Raw genomic sequence first — 19206 nt, 5'->3', positions numbered from 1 at the left:
ACTCCTAGTCAAATAATTGAGACAAGTCCAAGCCTCCAAAAGGATTGTTTGAAAGACTACTTTCTGTCTCTAACAATTCTCTAGCTTGATCCGACTCTAGGAAGGACTCGTAAACACGCGCTGTCATCCGTGCATCCTCTAAACTATTATGAGACTGACCTTGAAATCCAAGAAATGAAGCAACAGTTTGCAACTTGAGATTAGAAATACCGTGTAAATCCGAACTCCGACGTTCAAAAGCTTCATCATACAGATCTACCTTGTACTGCTGGCTGTAGTCTAAACCATGTTCTTCTAGAATAGGCAAATCACTTTTAGCAGCATTGTATCCTACCATCGGTAAAGAACCCACAAATTCTTGGAATTCTTTTATGACTTCCTCCACTGGAGGAGCATCTTTTAAGGTCTCAGCCGTAATCCCAGTCAAACCATTGATAAAGCTTTTTAGAGGTACATTGATATGAACATAGGAATCATAGGCATCGATTTCCTGTCCATCTCTAAAATGCACTGCCGATACTTGAATCAAGTGTGTTTGTCCTTCGTGCTGATTAAATTCTAAGTCAAAAGCAATGTACTCTTCTAATCGTTCCATTCTATACCTCTCTTCTACTATCTCTCTTCTTATTCTATTTGAGCAACTATACTATTTAGAAACAAAAGAAGCCATCAGGTTAGCATTTAACCTAAACAGCTCCTTGATTATCCTCCAAATAAACGAGCAAAAAAGCCTTTCTTAGTGGATTGGACTTCTTCTTTTGCTTGGTCCAGCTCTAGCTTGAGATTTTCTTGATCCTTCATGGCTTGAAGAGTCAATTGTTGCTGCTGATCTAGTTGTTTGTCTTTCTCAGCAATCTGACGGTCTTTGATGCGCATCTGCTCATCTTTTTCTGATAGCTGACGATCCTTGGCTTTTAATTGTTCATAAAGACGGAGAATTTCTGCATTCTTCTCATCAACTAGAATCTCCATCAGTTCACGTTGCTTGACATCTTCACTGACAGGCTCATCTTCAAAAATCGTTTTTTTATAGATTTCTTCTAGCTTAATCAAGCCGCTTCTAGTAACTACTGTTACCCCTTTGTCATTTTTATCTGTGTCTTCTTCTGGTAATTCTTTGACACGGTTATTGATTGCTTGGCGAGATAATCCTAAGACCTCTGCAATCTCACTGACGGTCATTTCAATACTCATAATATCCTCTGAAACGTTTTCTAGCTTTTCTTTACTTAAATCTTATCATAAGCTAGAAAAACTGTCAAATTTTCGCTTAATCTAAAGCCTTCAAAAAGGCTAATAAGACTTGGGCAGAGCGACGTCCAGCTTCGATAATAAACTCATCAAAAGAGATGTTTGCTTCATGGTTGGCATTATCACTCATAGCTCGGATGACTAAGACTGGAAGATTAAGGGCATGCGCTGCCTGAGCAATAGCTGCCCCCTCCATCTCAACAGCCAAAACATCTGGGAAATGGGACTTAATCGCTTCTATCTTATCATTTCCTGCAACAAAACTATCTCCTGTAGCAATCAATCCAAGATGCCATTTTTGGTCCAATCGAGATAAACTTTCTTGGATTTTAGCAACAAAAGTTTTATCTGATTCGAAATAAAGCGGTTGTTGCGCCATTTGTCCATAAGCATATCCAAAAGCTGTAACATCCACGTCATGATAGGCTAATTTGTCAGCAATCACAACATCTCCAACAGAAATACCCTCTGCTACTGCCCCAGCAGATCCTGTGTTAATCAAAGCATCCACTTGGAAATGATCAGCCAAAATCGCCACACTCATAGCAGACATGACTTTACCAATTCCACTCTCTACGAGAACGACTTCATGCGAAGCAATGGTTCCTGTATGATAGGTATTCCCCAAAACAATTTGCTCTTGGGCATTGTCTAAATGCTGGACCAGATAAGCCAGTTCTTCTGGCATAGCAGCTATAATTCCTATTTTCATTTCAATTCCTTTTCTATTACAAAAGTTTCATTGCTAAGACAAGCAAAATCAAGAGAAAGATGACTGCAAATAAGATTTTATTCAATTTAGAATTGAAGATATTTCTCTTGGTATTTTCAATGCGACGGCTTTTATGAATAGACGGTTCGACCTGAATCTTCAAGGTTTCCTGGCTAAAACCATGATCCTTTGGATTGGCATAACCAAAATAGGAAGAAGAGGTTGGTAAAATCTTGGTTTCCTCATCATCTAGTAAAGGAGGACCCGAAATTTTTTCGCCTCTATTAGCTCTTTCAATCATTTCATCCGTTAATAAAGGTTTACCCATACTAACCTCCTCTATTTTTTGTGCAATTCCCAATATTGAACAGCCATAATTGTCTTGGCATCACAAATATGACCTGATTGGATTAATTCCTTAGCTTCTTCTAGGCTCACTTCAAGGACTTCCAAGGTTTCATCCTCATCCTGCGGACGCGGATTTTCCACCTTTGTCAAATCGCTGGCTAGGTATAGTTTTAACTTCTCATTACAAAAGCCAATAGCTGAATAAAAATCGTACAAGAGTTCTAATTTCCCTGTATAGGATGTTTCTTCCTCCAGTTCACGCAGAGCTGCTGCAACAGGGTCAGTATTTTCTCCTACTTCCAGTTTTCCAGCTGGAATTTCGTAAGAGACAGCCTCGATAGCTTTGCGATACTGCTTGACCAAGATAAGTTTTTTCTCATCCGTTACTGCTAAAACACAGACAGCTCCGTTATGGAAAATCAAATCCCGTTGGGCAACTCCTTTGCCTTCTGGTAATTCAACCTGATCTTGAACCAGTTTAAATATTGGTCCTTGATAGATTTCTTTTCGGCTAAGCGTTTTTTCTTCAAATTCCATGATAGGCTCCTACTGATTCTTAGGATGATGAGGAAGGCGTGTTGCATATTCGTCTTTGTTGACCTGACGACCACGACCAATAGCAATAGCATCCGCTGGAACATCTTTAGTAATAGTTGAACCAGCTCCAACGAGGGAATTGTCACCAAGTTCTACTGGCGCAATAATGGTTGAATTTGAACCAACAAAAACATTGTTGCCAATAACTGTCTTGTATTTGTTTTTGCCGTCATAGTTGACTGTAATGGTTCCTGCACCAAAATTAACGTTGCTACCTACTTCACAGTTTCCGATATACGTCAAATGACCAGCCTTGGTATTCTCACCTATTGAAGAACCTTTCACCTCAACAAAGTTTCCAATATGAACTTGGGCAGCTAGACTTGAACCTGGACGAATGTGGGCATAAGGACCGACTGTCACACCGTCTGCAACACTGCTTTCCTCAATCATAGAGTTGGTAATAACAGCTCCTGCTCCGATAGTGCTATCCACTACATACGTTCCATTTGTCAAAACAGTCTCAGCACCAATTTTCGTTTGCCCCTTCAAGATAACATTGGCTTCAATTTGAACTTCAGGAGCGATCTCGACATCAATATCGATATAAGTTGCTTCTGGATTGACAAAGCTAACACCATTGACCATGTGCTGATGATTGATGCGACGACGCATAACCGACTCAGCAGTCGCAAGAGCTACACGGTCATTTACACCAAGACTCTCATCAAAATCTTTCAAAGTATAAGCGCCAACTTTTTCACCAGCTTCACGGAAAATGCCAATGACATCTGTAATATAATATTCACCTTGAGCGTTATTGGTATTAATATTTTTCAAAGCCTCGAATAAACGCTCGTTGTCAAAGACGTATGTTCCAGTGTTGATTTCCTTGATTTGCTTTTCAAAATCTGTAGCATCCTTCTGCTCAACAATGCGAAGAACTTCAGCATTATCATTACGAACAATTCGTCCATAGCCGAAAGGAGTATCTGTTTCAGCAGTCAAGATAGTAGCCACATTTTTATGATTGATGTGGAAATCAATCAAGTTTTTCAAGCTTTCACCTGTGATTAAAGGAGTATCTCCTGCGATGACCAAGGTGTGACCTGATAAACCTTCTAAAATAGGCTCTGTCATCATAACTGCATGACCCGTTCCTAACTGCTCAGATTGAGTCACAAATTCTGTCTGTCCAGCCAAGACCTCCTCAACCAATTCTGCCTTGTGTCCGACAACTGTTACTGTCTTTTCTGGTTGGATAGCTCCCACACTACGGAAAACATGTTCCAGCATAGAAATACCCGCAACCTTGTGCAAAACTTTTGGCAAATCAGATTTCATGCGAGTCCCTTTACCCGCTGCTAAAATAATGGCATAATTTGACATAATCTTCTCTTTTCTCTAGAAATTCCCTTTTATTATACCATATTTCAAATCATTCCGCGCCCTTGAATGAAAAAATGCTCTAAAGTCCTTTCTTAACCCATTTTTTGAGTATTATTTTTGATTTTTTTTCATTTTTAAGGTAAAATGATGAAATATGAGAAAGAAATTTAATCCGCTTATTTTATTTGGTTTTTTTGGGGTTATGATTTTCATTTTAATCCTGAATCGCCCTCGTTTTGAGGACCATCCTGTAAAAACAAAGTCAAATATTGCGCAAGTAGAAACACAAGCGCTACACAATATAGATAAACCGGTAATTGATGTTTCTGGTTGGCAGCGTCCTGAGGAAATTAATTACGATACTCTGTCCCAAAACATTTCTGGAGCTATTGTTCGCGTCCATAGTGGCGCTCAAACGTCCAAAGAGAACGATGCTGCCTTTGTTAATGGGGTAGATAAGGCCTTTAAAACTCATATTACTGAGTTTCAAAAACGAAATGTCCCAATTGGTGTCTATGCTTATTTAGCTGGAAAAAATGTCCAAGAAATGGAAAAAGCCGCTGAAGTATTCTATAACGCCTCTTCACCATACAGCCCTAGTTACTATTGGCTAGATGTGGAAGAAAAAACCATGTCTAATATGAACGAAGGTGTTGAAGCCTTTCGAGCAAAGCTAGAATCACTTGGTGCTAAAAATATCGGAATCTACATTGGTGTCTATTTCATGAAAGAACACAGTATTGATACAGGCAAGTTTACGTCTGTTTGGATTCCCTCCTATGGATCAAATACTGGATTTTTCGAAACCAAACCTAATACGGACTTAGATTACGATATCCACCAGTACACTTCTAAAGGAAAAATTGCCGGCTTTGACCACGATTTGGATATCAACGTCATCTCTTCCTTAAAAAACAAAGAAGAAACCTTTAGAAAACTCTTTTTAAAACCTTAAAAGCATTTGTGTAGCATTTGCTTTTTCTTTTTGTGTTTGATTGTGATACAATATAGTAAGGATTTTTTGAAATAGAAATAGTTGGAGGAAGTATATGTTCTCATGGTTAGCACGTGTTATTAAAGGAATTGTGATTGCTCTTGGATTTATCTTACCGGGAATTTCGGGAGGGGTTCTAGCAGCAATCTTAGGAATATATGAACGGATGATTGGCTTTCTGGCCCACCCCTTTAAAGACTTTAAAGAAAATGTTTTGTACTTTATTCCAGTTGCCATCGGTATGCTTCTGGGAATCGGCTTATTTTCCTACCCGATTGAATACCTACTTGAAAATTATCAGGTCTTTGTCTTATGGAGCTTCGCGGGTGCCATCATTGGTACAGTTCCTAGCCTCCTCAAAGAATCAACTCGAGAATCTGACCGAGACAAGATTGATTTGGCTTGGTTCTGGACAACCTTTATCATTTCTGGATTAGGACTCTATGCCTTAAATTTTGTCGTTGGAACCTTAAGTGCCAACTTTCTTAATTTCGTCCTAGCAGGTGCACTGCTGGCTCTTGGCGTATTAGTTCCGGGCCTCAGTCCATCAAACCTACTTTTGATTTTGGGACTCTACGCTCCTATGTTGACTGGTTTTAAAACCTTTGACCTCTTGGGAACCTTCTTCCCGATTGGAATCGGTGCTGGTGCAACTCTCATCATTTTTTCAAAATTGATGGATTATGCCTTAAACAACTACCACTCACGTGTCTATCATTTCATCATCGGTATCGTCCTATCAAGTACCCTTTTGATCTTGATTCCAAATGCAGGAAATGCTGAAAGTATCCAGTACACCGGTATTTCTCTTGTCGGTTATGTCATCATCGCCTTCTTCTTTGCACTGGGAATCTGGCTTGGTATTTGGATGAGCCAATTGGAGGATAAGTATAAATAATGGCAAAAAAAGTTAAAGTCAAAAAAACATTGGTGGAACAAATCCTGTCCAAAGCAGGTATCCCACATCAGGGGATTCAAATCAATGCCCTGGAAGGAGAGCTTCCTCAAGGCTATGAACGAAATCAGATTTTTAAAACCTTGGCTCTTTTGGGAGACAAGACAGGACCGATTATCGGAATTGTCCCTATCACCCAACACTTGTCTGAAAAGAAACTAGCTAAAATTTCTGGCAATAAAAAAGTGAGCATGATTCCCCAAAAGGACTTGGAAAAAACAACTGGTTACATTCATGGAGCCAATAATCCAGTTGGCATTCGTCAGAAACACAATTACCCCATTTTTATCGATAAGATTGCTCTAGACTTGGATCAAATGATTGTCTCTGCAGGCGAAGTTGGTCACAGCATTATCGTCGCACCACAAGACTTGGCTAGTTTTGTAAAGGCTGACTTTGTAGATATCTTGGAGGACAGCAAGTAATGAAACTCTACTTTGTCCGCCACGGTCGTACAGTCTGGAACCAAGAAGGACGCTTTCAAGGTGCCAGTGGAGACTCTCCCCTTCTTCCTGAATCCATTGACACCCTAAAACAACTTGGCCAGTATCTCAAGGATGTTCCTTTTAATCAGATTTATTCAAGTGATTTACCTCGAGCGGTCAGATCTGCCGAGATTATCCAAAGTCAACTCCAGACTCCCTGTCCTTTAGAAAGTGTTCCTAATCTTCGTGAATGGCAGCTGGGTAAGTTGGAAGGTTTGAAAATTGCAACCTTGGAAGCTATTTATCCGCAACAAATCAAAGCTTTCCGATCTAATCTTGCTAAATTTGACACTCAAATGTTCGGAGCTGAATCCCTTTATAGCACCACGCAACGAACCATCCAATTTATCAAATCACTCAAAGATAGTCCAGCTGAGCGTATTCTAATTGTCGGTCACGGCGCCAATCTTACTGCCAGTCTTCGTACTCTTCTAGGTTATAAAGAGCCACTTCTTCGTAAAGATGGCGGTCTAGCAAATGCCAGCCTAACAATTTTAGAAACCCATGATTTTGAAAAATTCACTCTTGATACGTGGAATGATACCTCTTATCAATAAAGAACTTGATTTTAGTGTCAAGTTCTTTTTAGTTTTTAAAGATTATCCGTGAATTTCTTGGATATTTATGATAAAATGGGAGTATCGCAAAAAATGACTCATCGTATTCAATTTTGAGTAAAACTAGGAGGATCCCATGTCAACAGAACATATGGAAGAACTAAATGACCAGCAGATCGTTCGCCGTGAAAAAATGGCTGCGCTCCGTGAACAAGGAATCGATCCTTTCGGAAAACGCTTTGAACGCACTGCAAATTCACAAGAATTAAAAGATAAATATGCTGATCTCGATAAAGAACAATTACATGATAAAAACGAAACAGCTACTATCGCAGGACGCTTGGTAACCAAACGTGGTAAAGGTAAAGTAGGTTTTGCCCACCTTCAAGACCGCGAAGGCCAGATTCAAATCTACGTTCGTAAAGATGCTGTCGGTGAAGAAAACTACGAAATCTTTAAAAAGGCTGACTTAGGAGACTTCCTTGGTGTCGAAGGCGAAGTGATGCGTACAGATATGGGAGAACTCTCTATCAAGGCTACACATATCACTCACTTGTCCAAAGCCCTTCGTCCGCTTCCAGAGAAATTCCACGGTTTAACAGACGTTGAAACTATTTACCGTAAACGTTACCTTGATTTGATTTCAAACCGTGAAAGCTTTGAACGCTTTGTTACTCGTTCAAAAATCATCTCTGAAATCCGTCGTTACCTTGATCAAAAAGGATTCCTTGAAGTGGAAACACCTGTTCTTCATAACGAAGCTGGTGGTGCTGCTGCTCGTCCGTTTATCACTCACCACAACGCTCAAAACATTGACATGGTGCTTCGTATCGCGACTGAGCTTCACTTAAAACGCCTTATCGTTGGTGGTATGGAGCGTGTCTATGAAATCGGCCGTATCTTCCGTAACGAAGGAATGGATGCTACTCATAACCCTGAGTTTACTTCTATCGAAGTTTACCAAGCTTATGCAGACTTCCAAGATATCATGGACTTGACTGAAGGTATTATCCAACACGCTGCTAAATCAGTTAAAGGCGATGGTCCAGTTAACTATCAAGGTACTGAAATCAAAATCAATGAACCATTTAAACGTGTTCATATGGTGGATGCTATCAAGGAAATTACAGGTGTCGATTTCTGGAAAGACATGACTTTTGAAGAAGCCAAAGCTATCGCTGCTGAGAAGAAAGTCCCTGTTGAAAAACACTACACTGAAGTTGGCCACATTATCAACGCCTTCTTTGAAGAGTTTGTTGAAGAAACTTTAATCCAACCAACCTTTGTCTATGGACATCCAGTAGCTGTATCTCCACTTGCTAAGAAAAATCCTGAAGATGAGCGCTTTACTGACCGTTTCGAACTCTTCATCATGACTAAGGAGTACGGTAATGCCTTTACTGAGCTCAACGATCCAATCGACCAGCTTAGCCGTTTTGAAGCCCAAGCTAAAGCCAAAGAACTTGGTGACGATGAAGCGACAGGAATCGACTACGACTACATTGAAGCCCTTGAATACGGTATGCCACCAACAGGTGGTTTGGGAATCGGTATCGACCGTCTTTGCATGCTCCTCACTGATACAACTACTATCCGTGATGTATTGCTCTTCCCAACAATGAAATAAACTCTTATCCTCTGGTACTTGCCAGGGGATTTTTGATGCAAAAAGAGACTGAGGAAAAACTCAATCTCTACTTTTCACTTCTTTGGTTGCTACATCTTCTCCAAACCATTTTTGTCTGATTTCTTGGAACTTACCTTCTTGGTATAGTGCGATAAAGGCTTGGTTTAAATCTTGGAGTAATCTTTTGTCAGCAGGCCTGACTCCGACTGCAAAAGATTCACTTTCAAATCCTGCTGAAAAGACATTATAGTCATTTAATATCCCTTCAGACTGGAGGTAATAATTAGCATACACTCGGTCAATCAACAAGGCATCAATTCTATCATTCTTCAAATCAATCAAGGCTTCATTGAAACTCTGGTATTGATTGGCCTTCTGGTCTTGAACACGATTTTTCAGTAAGTCTGGCTGAGCTTCAAAGTCTAAATAACCAGAGGAACCTGCTTGGGCTCCCAAGGTCTTATCCTTCATCTCCTCTACTGAACGAATTTGCTGGCTTTTCTTAGCAACCAGAACCTGCTGATTTTCCATATATGGAATGCTAAAGGCAACCTTTTCTCGGCGTTCATCAGTGGCAGAATAGCCATTCCAAATAGCGTCTATGGTTCCATTCTGCAGTTCCGTCTCCTTCATATCCCAGTCTATTGGCTGAAATTGAACCTTAAAACCTAATTTTTCAGAGACAGCTTCTGCTAAGTCAATATCAAAGCCTGTATATTGCCCATTCTTTTCTTCAAAACCCATGGGAACAAAGGTATTGTCAAAACCAATAGTAATCGTTCCCTGCTCTTGATACTTATCCCAGTTATCCTGCTTTGGATCGCTAGCCTTCTGAGTACAAGCTGTTAAAAAGAGAGTCAGGAGAGAAACCAATACTAAAGCAATTTTCTTATTAGTCATCGGCACCTCCTACTTGGGCTCAACCTTGAGAATTTGATCTGCGATATTTTCAGCGAATTGTAAATCATGGGTAACAACAATCTGCGTCATACCAAGGTCCCTATTTTGCAAGATCAGTTTTTCCACTTCCAAGCGCAATTCTGGATCCAGAGCAGAAGTTGGTTCATCGTAGCCAATGATTTCTGGGTCAATCATCATAGCACGCGCCAAGGCCACCCGTTGCTTTTGCCCACCAGATAGTGAGAAGGGATAGGCGTCTGCATGACCAGCCAGTCCTAACTGTTCCAAAAGCCCTCGCGCCTTCTTCTCAGCCTCTTCCTGCTTCATCCCCATAGTCTTCACAGGTGATAAGGTCAAATTATCTAAAACTGATAAATGAGGGAAAAGTTGAAAATCTTGGAATACAAATCCCAGTAAATTCCGCTTCTCCAATTCATCCAGTTCTAAAGGTTCTCCATTATAAAAGATTTGCCCTGAATCAATGGTTTCAAGACCCGCAAGCATACGTAAGAGAGTTGTCTTACCTCCACCAGAAGGCCCAACGATAGCCAGGATTTGCTTTTCAGGAATTCTTAAACTAAAATTGGACAAAATTTGCTTTTCACCAAATCCCTTATTGATATTTCGTAATTCTAACATGGTTGCCTCCTATCTATAGTAACTATACTTCTTCTCAACTTTTTTGGCAAGAATGGTCACAATACCAATCAAAATCAAGTAAATGGCTCCTGCCAAGAACATAGGAACCAGGCTAGCATCACGGTTGGCAGCTGTTCGACTAGCCAAGATAAGGTCAGAAATACCTAGAGCATAGACCAGAGAGGTATCCTTGACCAAACTCATAACTTCATTAAACACGCTAGGAAGAACAATCTTGGTTACCTGAGGTAAGATAATATAGCGAACTGTGTCAAAGGGACTAAACTTCAAAACCTTAGCAGCTTCATATTGACCTTTAGGAATGGTATCAATTCCCCCACGGAAGATTTCAGCAAAGTAAGCCGCATAATTTAGAACAAAGGCAATAATGGCCGCAGGAAGGCGATCCAAACGAATCCCAATACTCGGGAGCACATAATAGATAAAGATCAATTGTAAGAGCAAGGGTGTGCCCCGCATAATCCAGATATAAATGTTAATCAGATGATGGAGGAGCTTCCAATGGACTTGCAAGGCAAAGGCAATCAAAACGCCCAAAGGAATAGAAAAAATCAAGACCAGTGCAAACACCTGTAAAGTCATGCTTGCACCGCTCAATAAACTCGGTAATATCTCAAACAAATAAGACATACTAGCACCTCCTAAAAATAATTGTTCCTATTATAGCATAAATAAACTAAATAACCAATCATTTTTGTAAAAAAATTCTTTTTTTAACAGAAAAAGTGTAGTTTTTTGAATCTAGAATAGAATAACATAACTTCTAGAGCCTTGTTAGACATTTGATTTGAATTCCCTAATCTATTTGTCCATATTCTATTCCACTCTACTATAACTGATACTCAATTAAAATTAAAAAGCAAACTAGGAAGCTAGCCGCAAGCTGTACTTGAGTACGGTAAGGCGACGCTGACGTCGTTTGAAGAAATTTTCGAAGAGTATAAGCATACAAAAAGAAAGAACAAATTTTGCCCTTTCTCGATCTTAGCTTCTATTTGTTACAGTTAACTGGACTGATAATTAGAGTTTTATTTTCCTTATTTAAGATGGATTTTCATTTTTGGTTCGTGCCAATCTCAGGGCACGATTTGGATTGAGACGATTAAATAGTTCTTCCAATTTCTTTTCATTCCAAACGTCTGCGGCGGAAACAAAATTGCCATCCGCATCTCGGAAAGATATCGGTTTATCTCCCATACCAATCTCCTAGTCTACAAATTCAAACTCAAATTTACCAATGCGGACCAAGTCACCATCTTTAGCACCACGCGCACGAAGGGCTTCATCAACACCCATACCACGTAATTGACGGGCAAATTTCATGACTGATTCGTCACGATCAAAGTTAGTCATATTAAAGAGTTTCATGAGTTTTTCACCAGAAAGCACCCATGTTGCATCATCATCACGACTAATTTCAAATGCTTTCTCTTCCTCGTCAAAGCCATAGTAAGCTTCTTCTTCCATATCTGACTCGTCGTATAGTAAGAATTCTGGTGTCTTGTCTAACAATTCAGCTGTAGCATCCAAGAGCGTTGCCAGACCTTGCTTGGTCAAACCAGAAATCGGGAAGATTGCTGGTAACTCTTCAAATTCATCGTAGTTTTCAGCTAATTTTTTCTTAAATTCTGCAAGATTTTCCTGACTCTCAGGCATGTCCATTTTGTTGGCTACGATAATCTGTGGACGTTCCATGAGGCGAAGATTGTATGACTCCAATTCCTTGTTAATAGCAAGATAGTCCTCATAAGGGTCACGGCCTTCACTAGCTGACATATCAATGATATGGAGGATAACACGTGTACGCTCGATGTGACGGAGGAACTGGGTCCCCAGACCAACACCTTGACTAGCCCCTTCAATCAAACCTGGCAGATCGGCTACTGCAAAGGATTCACCTGATTGGGTACGAACCATTCCTAGATTTGGTACAATAGTCGTAAAATGGTAGGCACCGATTTTTGGTTTAGCAGATGTGATAACACTTAAAAGTGTTGATTTCCCTACAGATGGGAAACCTACTAAACCGACATCTGCCAAGATTTTTAGTTCCAATTGTAACTCACGTTCCTGACCTGGCTCTCCATTTTCAGAGATTTCAGGTGCAGGATTTTTTGGTGTCGCAAAGCGGATATTTCCACGTCCACCACGTCCACCGTGAGCAACGATAAATTCTTGCCCATGTTCAATCAAATCTGTTAAGACCTTGCCAGTCTCTGCATCACGAACAGTCGTACCTTGTGGCACTCGAACTCTAAGGTCATCAGCACCACGACCATGCATCCCTTTGGTCATCCCTTTTTCACCAGAATCAGCCTTGAAATGACGATTGTAGCGGAAATCCATCAAGGTACGTAACCCTTCATCTACAACAAAGACTACATTACCTCCACGACCACCATCACCACCCCAAGGACCACCATTAGGGACATATTTTTCACGGCGAAAGGCAACCATGCCATCACCACCATTACCAGCCTTGACCTTGATCTTGGCTGTATCTAAAAACATACTCATTTTTTCTTCTCACTTTAAAAAAGGGCTGGGAAATCCCAGTCACAAAATTTTCTTGAATCTATTTTATAGATTACTGAGGGCACCAATTGCAGTTGCAAAAATTCCCAATAAACTTGCTACTAGCATGATAATCACGATAAACAAGGTTATTTTCTCAAACATAGTTTTTTTACGATTTCCATTATCTCCAAATGCCATTTTTCTCTCCTTCGTTACATTCTATTTTCTATTATCTTAGCATGAATTGAGCTAGTTTTCAATAGTCACTTGCTACTGGTGCAATAATCCATAAAATGATATAAGCTACAATTCCAGCTCCGTAACAGCAAGCAAGGACACCCCAAATAACTCGAACAATAGTCGGATCCATATCTAGATAATAGGCCACCCCGGCACAAACACCAGCAATCTTTTTATCACGACCACTTCTCATTAATTGTTTTTTCATAGCTTTTCCTCTTTTCTATTCTTCACGGTCTTTCCAATAATCTCTCATGCTAATCAGCTGTGTTTTTGATGCCTTTAGCATCCGTCTAGAGCCTTTTACCGGTACAGCAACCACCTGTTGCGGAAGGTACAGAACTGTCTTAAAGATACGCTGACTAACCGTATCATCTTTGGCTAAATCTTTCTCGAAATTATTTGAAATAATGGCATCCAAATAAAATTCATGCACCCGTTTTCCAAAGTTCTCAGCTGAAATCTCGTATAGTTTTTCTGATAAGGTATGCTCATTCATATCTGGCGTTGCAATTAGAGCCTCTAAAATAGCTCCAGCCAAATCATGTTCACCGTAATACAAGGTTCCAAACATTTTATCACTGATAAGATTGTCCAGATAAGGATTTCCGTGAGCAATGACAGGCGTTCCACTAGCTAAGCTTTCCAAGTATGTCAAACCTTGCGTTTCACTTGTCGATGCCGAGATGAAGAAATCTGCCGCCTTATAGTAAAGAGCCGTCTCACTAGGAGCAATCATCCCTGTAAAGATAACGGAGTCTTGAATCTCTAGTTTCTGGGCTTGTTCTTTAAGGTCATCCAGATAAGGACCATCCCCAGCTACCACCAGTTTGACCTTGTCTTCCTCTATCAGAACTTCTGCAAAGGCTGCTAATACTGCTTGAATATTTTTTTCATAGGAAATTCTGGAAAGACTGAGCAACATCTTTTCATCATCTTGAATTCCTAATTTACTACGCAGTTCTTTTAAATTTTCTTGCTTGATTTCTGGACGCTCAAACTTAGCTAATTCAATTCCAGTTGGAATGACCCTCTTTTCAACCTTGACCTTATAGTCAGATAGCAAGTCACGGACAATCTCACTCGGACAAATAACCCCATCCACATCATGCAGGAAACCTCTGACCAGATACTTGACCATACTAGGACGAATCAACATCCCCTTAGCAATATAATGCACGTAGTCTTCATACTGGGTGTGATAGGTATGAAGGACGGGAATTTCCAATTCACGCGCAATCCAAATCCCCAACAAACCAAGAGAAAATTCTGTCTGAGTATGGATAACATCCAGTTGATACTGTTTGGCAATTTCAAGCGCCTTGCTAAATCCTCGGTAGGCAAAGCGGCGATCCTTAAAAGCAAAGAAGGGAACACTTGGAATACGGATAATTTGCCAATCTTCATAGCGATTGACATCCTTATCCGTCGTCGTAAAGATAAAAACAACATGTCCCTGCTTTTCAAGTTCTGTTTTCAGAGTTCGAATACTGGTCGCAACACCAGAAACCTGAGGAAAATAGGTATCTGTAAATAAACCAATTCGCATAGATTACCTCACTTTTTACTTTCTCCCTAAAGCGGCTTGTTTCTCATAAAAGTCCAACCAGATTTGTAATAGATGCTCTTCAGAATACTCTCTAGAAATATTCTTAGCTTTTTCTTTCAAATCTTTTAAGGCAGCAGGATTCGCTTGATATTCCAGAATAGCTTCTTTCATCTCTTCTCTATCTGCTGTCGCCCGATAATTTCCCTCCAAAATCACCTTATAGAGATCCAAATCACGCAACATAATAGGAGCCTCGCAACTAGCCGCCTCTAAAATAGTCATAGGAAAGAGCTCATTGTAACTAGGTAACAAGAAAAGATCCGCTAGGGCATATAATTCGCGCATACGCTCTGGCGATACAATACCTGGAAACATTAAATTTTTAGGGGGATTGTCCATCATTTTCTTATAGCGTTCATAACCATCTGTCATACCACCAAAAGAGAAACCACCAGCCCAGATAAAGGTAATCTGAGGCAATTCCTCAGCCAGACGAATAAAGTCATCAATCCCTTTACGTTTCTGAACTTGACCAGCACCTACTACGATAAACCGATTGTCACTAACGCCAAGTTCTGTTCGCAGTCTAGCTACCTCTTCTTGTGGAAGGGGATGCCATTTTTCCTTATTGACAAAGTTAGGAATATAGGTCACTTTTTCACGTGGAATACCAGCTGCCACCAAATCCTCAATAAACATAGGATTAACAACAACCAAGTGCTCCATTCGGTTGTAAAAAGAAAATACATAGCGTTTAACAATTCCCTTTAAGAAAAATGGAATTTTCAAACTCCCCTCAAGTGTATCAGGCAAGAAGTGCACATAGCCAATTTTCCTTCCTGAGCGTTTCTTTTGGAAGGTTGATAAATAATAGGGGAAATCAATTGTATGAAAGTGAGTCACATCTGCCTCTATTGGAAGATTTTCTGTAACAATCAATTGGTCCTTGGCATCACGGTGAAGAAGACGAACTAATTCACGGTAGGCACCTGAAACTCCTTGTCCTGCTACTTTCTCACTTGAACTCAACATATTGATGCGTAATTTCTTTTTTTCCATGACTACTATTATATCATTTTCTTGGAATAAAATCAGCAAAAGAAAGGAGAGACTAGAGGAAAAGAGGGGAAATTTCCTCGCTCTTCCAATGGTCTCTCACATATTTTATATGATTACTTAATGCCTAGGGCAATGCGGGCATAGCGACTCATTTTTTCAACTGTCCAGGCTGGATACCAGACTAATTTGACCTCAGTATCCGTTACTTCTGGCACCTCTGTCATGGCATCATAAATCTGATCCGTCAAAAGGTCAGCTAGGGGACAACCCATAGTTGTCAAAGTCATATCAATCTCTGTTTGCCCTGTGTCGCCATCAAAACGAATCTCATAAATCAAACCAAGATTTACAATATCGATTCCCAACTCAGGGTCAATAACTTCTTCCAAGGCTGATAAAATTCGTGTTTTGATGTTTTCAATTTGCTCTTCTGTATAAGCCATATTTATCCTCACTCTTAGTCTTCAATAAAATCACGAAGCGGTTTGCTACGACTTGGTTGACGTAATTTTCTCAAAGCCTTGGCTTCAATCTGACGGATACGCTCACGAGTCACGTTAAAGACTTTACCCACATCTTCAAGGGTACGCATTTTCCCATCATCTAACCCAAAACGCAGACGCAAAACATTTTCTTCACGGTCTGTAAGAGTATCCAAGACCTCATCCAACTGCTCACGCAAGACGATACGAGTCGTATAATCCACTGGATTTTCAATCACTTCATCTTCGATAAAGTCTCCAAGGTGGCTATCGTCCTCTTCACCGATTGGTGTTTCAAGAGATACTGGTTCTTGGGCAATCTTCAAGATTTCACGAACCTTGTCTGGAGTCATATCCATACGTTCAGCGATTTGTTCTGGCGTTGGGTCTTGTCCCAATTCTTGAAGAAGATTACGCTGTTCACGAACCAATTTATTGATGGTTTCAACCATGTGAACTGGGATACGGATAGTACGAGCTTGATCCGCAATAGCACGAGTAATAGCCTGACGAATCCACCAAGTTGCGTAAGTTGAAAACTTGAATCCTTTAGAATAATCAAACTTGTCAACCGCCTTCATCAAGCCCATGTTCCCTTCTTGAATCAAGTCAAGGAACTGCATACCACGGCCGACATAGCGTTTAGCAATAGAAACAACCAAACGAAGGTTGGCTTCCGCAAGACGTTGTTTGGCTTCGATATCACCAGCTTCAACAGCTAGTGCTAATTCTTTTTCCTCTTCATTGGTCAAAAGAGGAACGACCCCGATTTCTTTCAAGTACATACGGACAGGGTCATTGACCTTAGCCGAAGTTGATCCAATCAAATCCTCATCGCTAAGTTCTGGTTCTTCTTCAGCACTAAGAACACGCGCACTTGGATTTCCTTCGTTATCTGTGATCGAAATTCCTGCATCTTGAATCCGTTGCAAGAGATCTTCAATCCCATCAGCGTCCAAGGTAAAGGGAACGACAAGACTAGCATTGATTTCATCATCTGTTGCTGTCCCTTTTTGCTTATGATTACGGATAAATTCTGCTACTTGTACGTCAAATGTTGTTACTTCTTTTTGTTTTGTTACCATTATTACTCCATTCTTCTCTTTTGGGAAATTAAACGTTCCAATTCTTCTAGGGCTGTGTCTGTATCTCCTACATGGCTAGCTTCCTGCACCTTCTTTTTGATTCTCATATTGTCCTGATTCAAGAGAGCCTTGTTTCGAGTCATTTCTACTTCACTAAGTTCCTGCGGTGACATATCAGCAGGCAAATCCTGAGCTAAGACTTGGTACCAAGCTCTTTCAACTTCCTCTGTCTGTTCTGCTAGAACTTCTGGAGGAAGATTGCCATACTGACCAAGCAAGTCATATAGGACCTGAAATTCAGGTGTATCAAATGCAAAGTCTTCTCGCAAGCGGTAATCGTTCAAAACAAGAGGGGATTCCACCATTCGATAAAGTAGATGGGCTTCTGCCCTCATAATAGCCGATAACTGCTTGGTGACAGGCATAGTGATTGGCGTCGGTCTGGAAATTCCTTCCATGCGATTCTGCCTTTGCGCCTGACGACTCTCATTAACAATCTGCTCAATCTGGGCATAATCAAAGGATGCCAGACTGTCAGCTAAAATATGAATATAGCTGTTTTGAGCAGTGATGGACTTTTCTTGAACAATCAAGGGAGCTATTTTTTCAATAAACTCAATCTGGGCCTGCAGATTTTCACTGTTTTCAGGCTTGTACTGGTGAATGTAGAACTCAATCGGACTAATACGAGTTTTCGTTAATAGATAGGTCAAGTCTTCTGGTCCATTTTTTTGTAGATACTCATCAGGATCCAAGTTATCAGGCATGCTGACAATCTGCACAGGCATATCACCAATTTCATCCAGTGCTTTCAATGTCGCAGCTTGCCCAGCCTTATCGCCATCGTAAACAAGAACCAACTTCTTGGTTAACCTTTTCAGATGCTCAACATGCTCACGACTTAAGGCCGTTCCCATAGACGCTACAGCGTTTTCGATTCCAGCCCGATAGGCTGCAATGACATCCATGAATCCTTCCATCAGATAAATCTCACTGGCTTTCCCAGAAGATTTTTTTGCCCTATCCATATGATATAATTCGTAACTTTTGTTAAAAATTGCAGTCGATCGGCTATTTTTATACTTAGAAGTTTGTGAATCCGTTTTCTGCCAGATACGACCTGAGAAGGCAATGACCTTTCCCTGATCATTGGTCAAGGGAAACATGATGCGATTGTGAAAAGTGTCTACAAATTGATTGGCATCTGATAGGTAAAATAGCCCTGAATCTAGAAAATCCTCATCACGATACTGACCAGACAAACGTTGATAGAGATAGTTTCGTTCTGGAGGTGCTAAACCAATCCGAAAATGCTTGAGCACTTCATCTGTCAAACCACGCTGATAAAGGTAGTTTCTAGCCTCTTCCCCCATGGTCGTTGTCATGAGAATAGCATGATAAAATTTAGCCGCATCTTCGTGCATATCATAAAGATCTTGGTGGGGTGAAGCTGATTTCTGTTCACTATAAAGCGGTTTTTCAACCTCAATCCCCACACGCTGACCTAAGATTTGGACAGCCTCCATAAAGGGAACCCCTTGGTACTCTTCGATAAACTTAAAGACATCACCCGAGCGACCACAACCAAAACAGTGATAAAACTGCTTATCCTCTACAACGTTGAAAGAAGGTGTTTTTTCACCATGAAAAGGACAGAGCCCTAGATAGTTCCGTCCTGCCTTTTGTAAAGAAATCACATCTCCTATGACTTCCACAATGTTGGCATTGTTTTTGATTTCTTCAATGACTTGTTTGTCAACCATACACAATACCTCCATTTTATCATAGTTTTACGTAAACTAGTATAGCTTATTTCTGAAAAAAAGTAAACCATTTCATACGCTTTCCGTAATTATCTT

Annotated in this window: 23 protein-coding genes; 5 read left to right on the top strand and 18 right to left on the bottom strand. The window is 40.4% G+C overall.

Going from position 1 to position 19206, the window contains the following annotated elements; all coding sequences use genetic code 11:
• Positions 1-4: 4 nt before the first annotated feature.
• The 6 genes from HT734_RS04810 to glmU all read right to left on the bottom strand — a co-directional run bounded on the left by HT734_RS04810 (position 5) and on the right by glmU (position 4237).
• Complete coding sequence (locus HT734_RS04810) at positions 5-595, bottom strand: 3'-5' exonuclease (RefSeq protein ID WP_061759826.1); 591 nt, start codon at positions 593-595, stop codon at positions 5-7.
• A 107-nt stretch (positions 596-702) separates the two neighbouring features.
• The gene (gene rocS, locus HT734_RS04805) at positions 703-1194 is read right to left on the bottom strand and encodes a chromosome segregation protein RocS (protein WP_000021242.1); all 492 of its coding nucleotides are present in this window, start codon (positions 1192-1194) and stop codon (positions 703-705) included.
• 76 nt (positions 1195-1270) lie between these two features.
• Positions 1271-1963 (bottom strand): 5'-methylthioadenosine/adenosylhomocysteine nucleosidase, encoded by a 693-nt coding sequence (locus HT734_RS04800; protein ID WP_061759825.1) that lies wholly within the window; start codon positions 1961-1963, stop codon positions 1271-1273.
• 16 nt (positions 1964-1979) lie between these two features.
• Entirely contained in the window at positions 1980-2291 is a 312-nt protein-coding gene (gene macP, locus HT734_RS04795; RefSeq protein WP_061759824.1) for a cell wall synthase accessory phosphoprotein MacP, read from the bottom strand.
• 11 nt (positions 2292-2302) lie between these two features.
• Positions 2303-2848, bottom strand: coding sequence for an NUDIX hydrolase (locus tag HT734_RS04790; protein ID WP_061759823.1), 546 nt, complete (start codon positions 2846-2848; stop codon positions 2303-2305).
• Positions 2849-2857: 9 nt separating this feature from the next.
• Positions 2858-4237, bottom strand: a complete 1380-nt coding sequence (gene glmU, locus HT734_RS04785) for a bifunctional UDP-N-acetylglucosamine diphosphorylase/glucosamine-1-phosphate N-acetyltransferase GlmU (protein WP_173277115.1) — start codon at positions 4235-4237, stop codon at positions 2858-2860.
• Positions 4238-4391: 154 nt separating this feature from the next.
• Here glmU and HT734_RS04780 point away from each other — a divergent pair, with 154 nt between their 5' ends.
• The 5 genes from HT734_RS04780 (at position 4392) to lysS (ending at position 8855) form a co-directional block, all read left to right on the top strand.
• The gene (locus HT734_RS04780) at positions 4392-5192 is read left to right on the top strand and encodes a glycoside hydrolase family 25 protein (protein ID WP_173277117.1); all 801 of its coding nucleotides are present in this window, start codon (positions 4392-4394) and stop codon (positions 5190-5192) included.
• Positions 5193-5286: 94 nt separating this feature from the next.
• Positions 5287-6129, top strand: coding sequence for a DUF368 domain-containing protein (locus tag HT734_RS04775; RefSeq protein ID WP_173277119.1), 843 nt, complete (start codon positions 5287-5289; stop codon positions 6127-6129).
• Positions 6129-6611, top strand: coding sequence for an aminoacyl-tRNA deacylase (locus HT734_RS04770; RefSeq protein WP_033680475.1), 483 nt, complete (start codon positions 6129-6131; stop codon positions 6609-6611). The genes HT734_RS04775 and HT734_RS04770 overlap by 1 nt, the downstream gene beginning before the upstream one ends.
• Positions 6611-7228 carry a histidine phosphatase family protein gene (locus HT734_RS04765; RefSeq protein ID WP_033680476.1) on the top strand — a complete coding sequence of 206 codons (618 nt, stop codon included), beginning with the start codon at positions 6611-6613 and terminating at the stop codon, positions 7226-7228. Before HT734_RS04770 ends, HT734_RS04765 begins: the two co-directional genes overlap by 1 nt.
• Positions 7229-7364: 136 nt before the next feature.
• On the top strand, positions 7365-8855 hold the full coding sequence (lysS, locus tag HT734_RS04760) for a lysine--tRNA ligase (RefSeq protein ID WP_000102449.1): 1491 nt from the start codon (positions 7365-7367) through the stop codon (positions 8853-8855).
• Between the two features lie 60 nt (positions 8856-8915).
• On the opposite strand, the gene HT734_RS04755 is transcribed toward lysS, so the two are convergent.
• The 12 genes from HT734_RS04755 to dnaG form a co-directional block, all read right to left on the bottom strand.
• Positions 8916-9755 carry an amino acid ABC transporter substrate-binding protein gene (locus HT734_RS04755; protein WP_173277121.1) on the bottom strand — a complete coding sequence of 280 codons (840 nt, stop codon included), beginning with the start codon at positions 9753-9755 and terminating at the stop codon, positions 8916-8918.
• A 9-nt stretch (positions 9756-9764) separates the two neighbouring features.
• Entirely contained in the window at positions 9765-10394 is a 630-nt protein-coding gene (locus HT734_RS04750; protein ID WP_173277123.1) for an amino acid ABC transporter ATP-binding protein, read from the bottom strand.
• Between the two features lie 9 nt (positions 10395-10403).
• Positions 10404-11045, bottom strand: a complete 642-nt coding sequence (locus tag HT734_RS04745; RefSeq protein ID WP_000120835.1) for an amino acid ABC transporter permease — start codon at positions 11043-11045, stop codon at positions 10404-10406.
• A gap of 411 nt (positions 11046-11456) precedes the next feature.
• Positions 11457-11612 (bottom strand): hypothetical protein, encoded by a 156-nt coding sequence (locus HT734_RS04740; RefSeq protein WP_173277125.1) that lies wholly within the window; start codon positions 11610-11612, stop codon positions 11457-11459.
• Between the two features lie 9 nt (positions 11613-11621).
• On the bottom strand, positions 11622-12932 hold the full coding sequence (gene obgE, locus HT734_RS04735; RefSeq protein ID WP_173277126.1) for a GTPase ObgE: 1311 nt from the start codon (positions 12930-12932) through the stop codon (positions 11622-11624).
• Positions 12933-12995: 63 nt separating this feature from the next.
• Entirely contained in the window at positions 12996-13130 is a 135-nt protein-coding gene (locus HT734_RS04730) for a DUF4044 domain-containing protein (RefSeq protein ID WP_000863859.1), read from the bottom strand.
• Positions 13131-13188: 58 nt separating this feature from the next.
• A complete protein-coding gene (locus HT734_RS04725; protein WP_025171705.1) occupies positions 13189-13365 on the bottom strand; it encodes a PspC domain-containing protein in 177 nt (58 codons plus the stop codon).
• Positions 13366-13395: 30 nt separating this feature from the next.
• Positions 13396-14721 (bottom strand): glycosyltransferase family 4 protein, encoded by a 1326-nt coding sequence (locus tag HT734_RS04720; RefSeq protein WP_173277128.1) that lies wholly within the window; start codon positions 14719-14721, stop codon positions 13396-13398.
• 15 nt (positions 14722-14736) lie between these two features.
• Positions 14737-15780, bottom strand: coding sequence for an alpha-galactosylglucosyldiacylglycerol synthase (gene cpoA, locus HT734_RS04715; protein ID WP_188113870.1), 1044 nt, complete (start codon positions 15778-15780; stop codon positions 14737-14739).
• Positions 15781-15893: 113 nt separating this feature from the next.
• Positions 15894-16223 (bottom strand): metal-sulfur cluster assembly factor, encoded by a 330-nt coding sequence (locus HT734_RS04710; RefSeq protein ID WP_000331925.1) that lies wholly within the window; start codon positions 16221-16223, stop codon positions 15894-15896.
• 14 nt (positions 16224-16237) lie between these two features.
• Positions 16238-17347, bottom strand: coding sequence for an RNA polymerase sigma factor RpoD (rpoD, locus tag HT734_RS04705; protein WP_000256769.1), 1110 nt, complete (start codon positions 17345-17347; stop codon positions 16238-16240).
• Positions 17348-17349: 2 nt separating this feature from the next.
• A complete protein-coding gene (gene dnaG, locus HT734_RS04700; protein WP_240151615.1) occupies positions 17350-19110 on the bottom strand; it encodes a DNA primase in 1761 nt (586 codons plus the stop codon).
• Positions 19111-19206: the final 96 nt, after the last annotated feature.

The sequence above is a fragment of the Streptococcus sp. k-90 genome (genome assembly GCF_013277565.1).
Taxonomy (GTDB): Bacteria; Bacillota; Bacilli; order Lactobacillales; family Streptococcaceae; genus Streptococcus.
The sequence above is the reverse complement of the archived record's forward strand: the minus strand, read 5'-3'. Positions and strand labels throughout refer to the sequence as shown.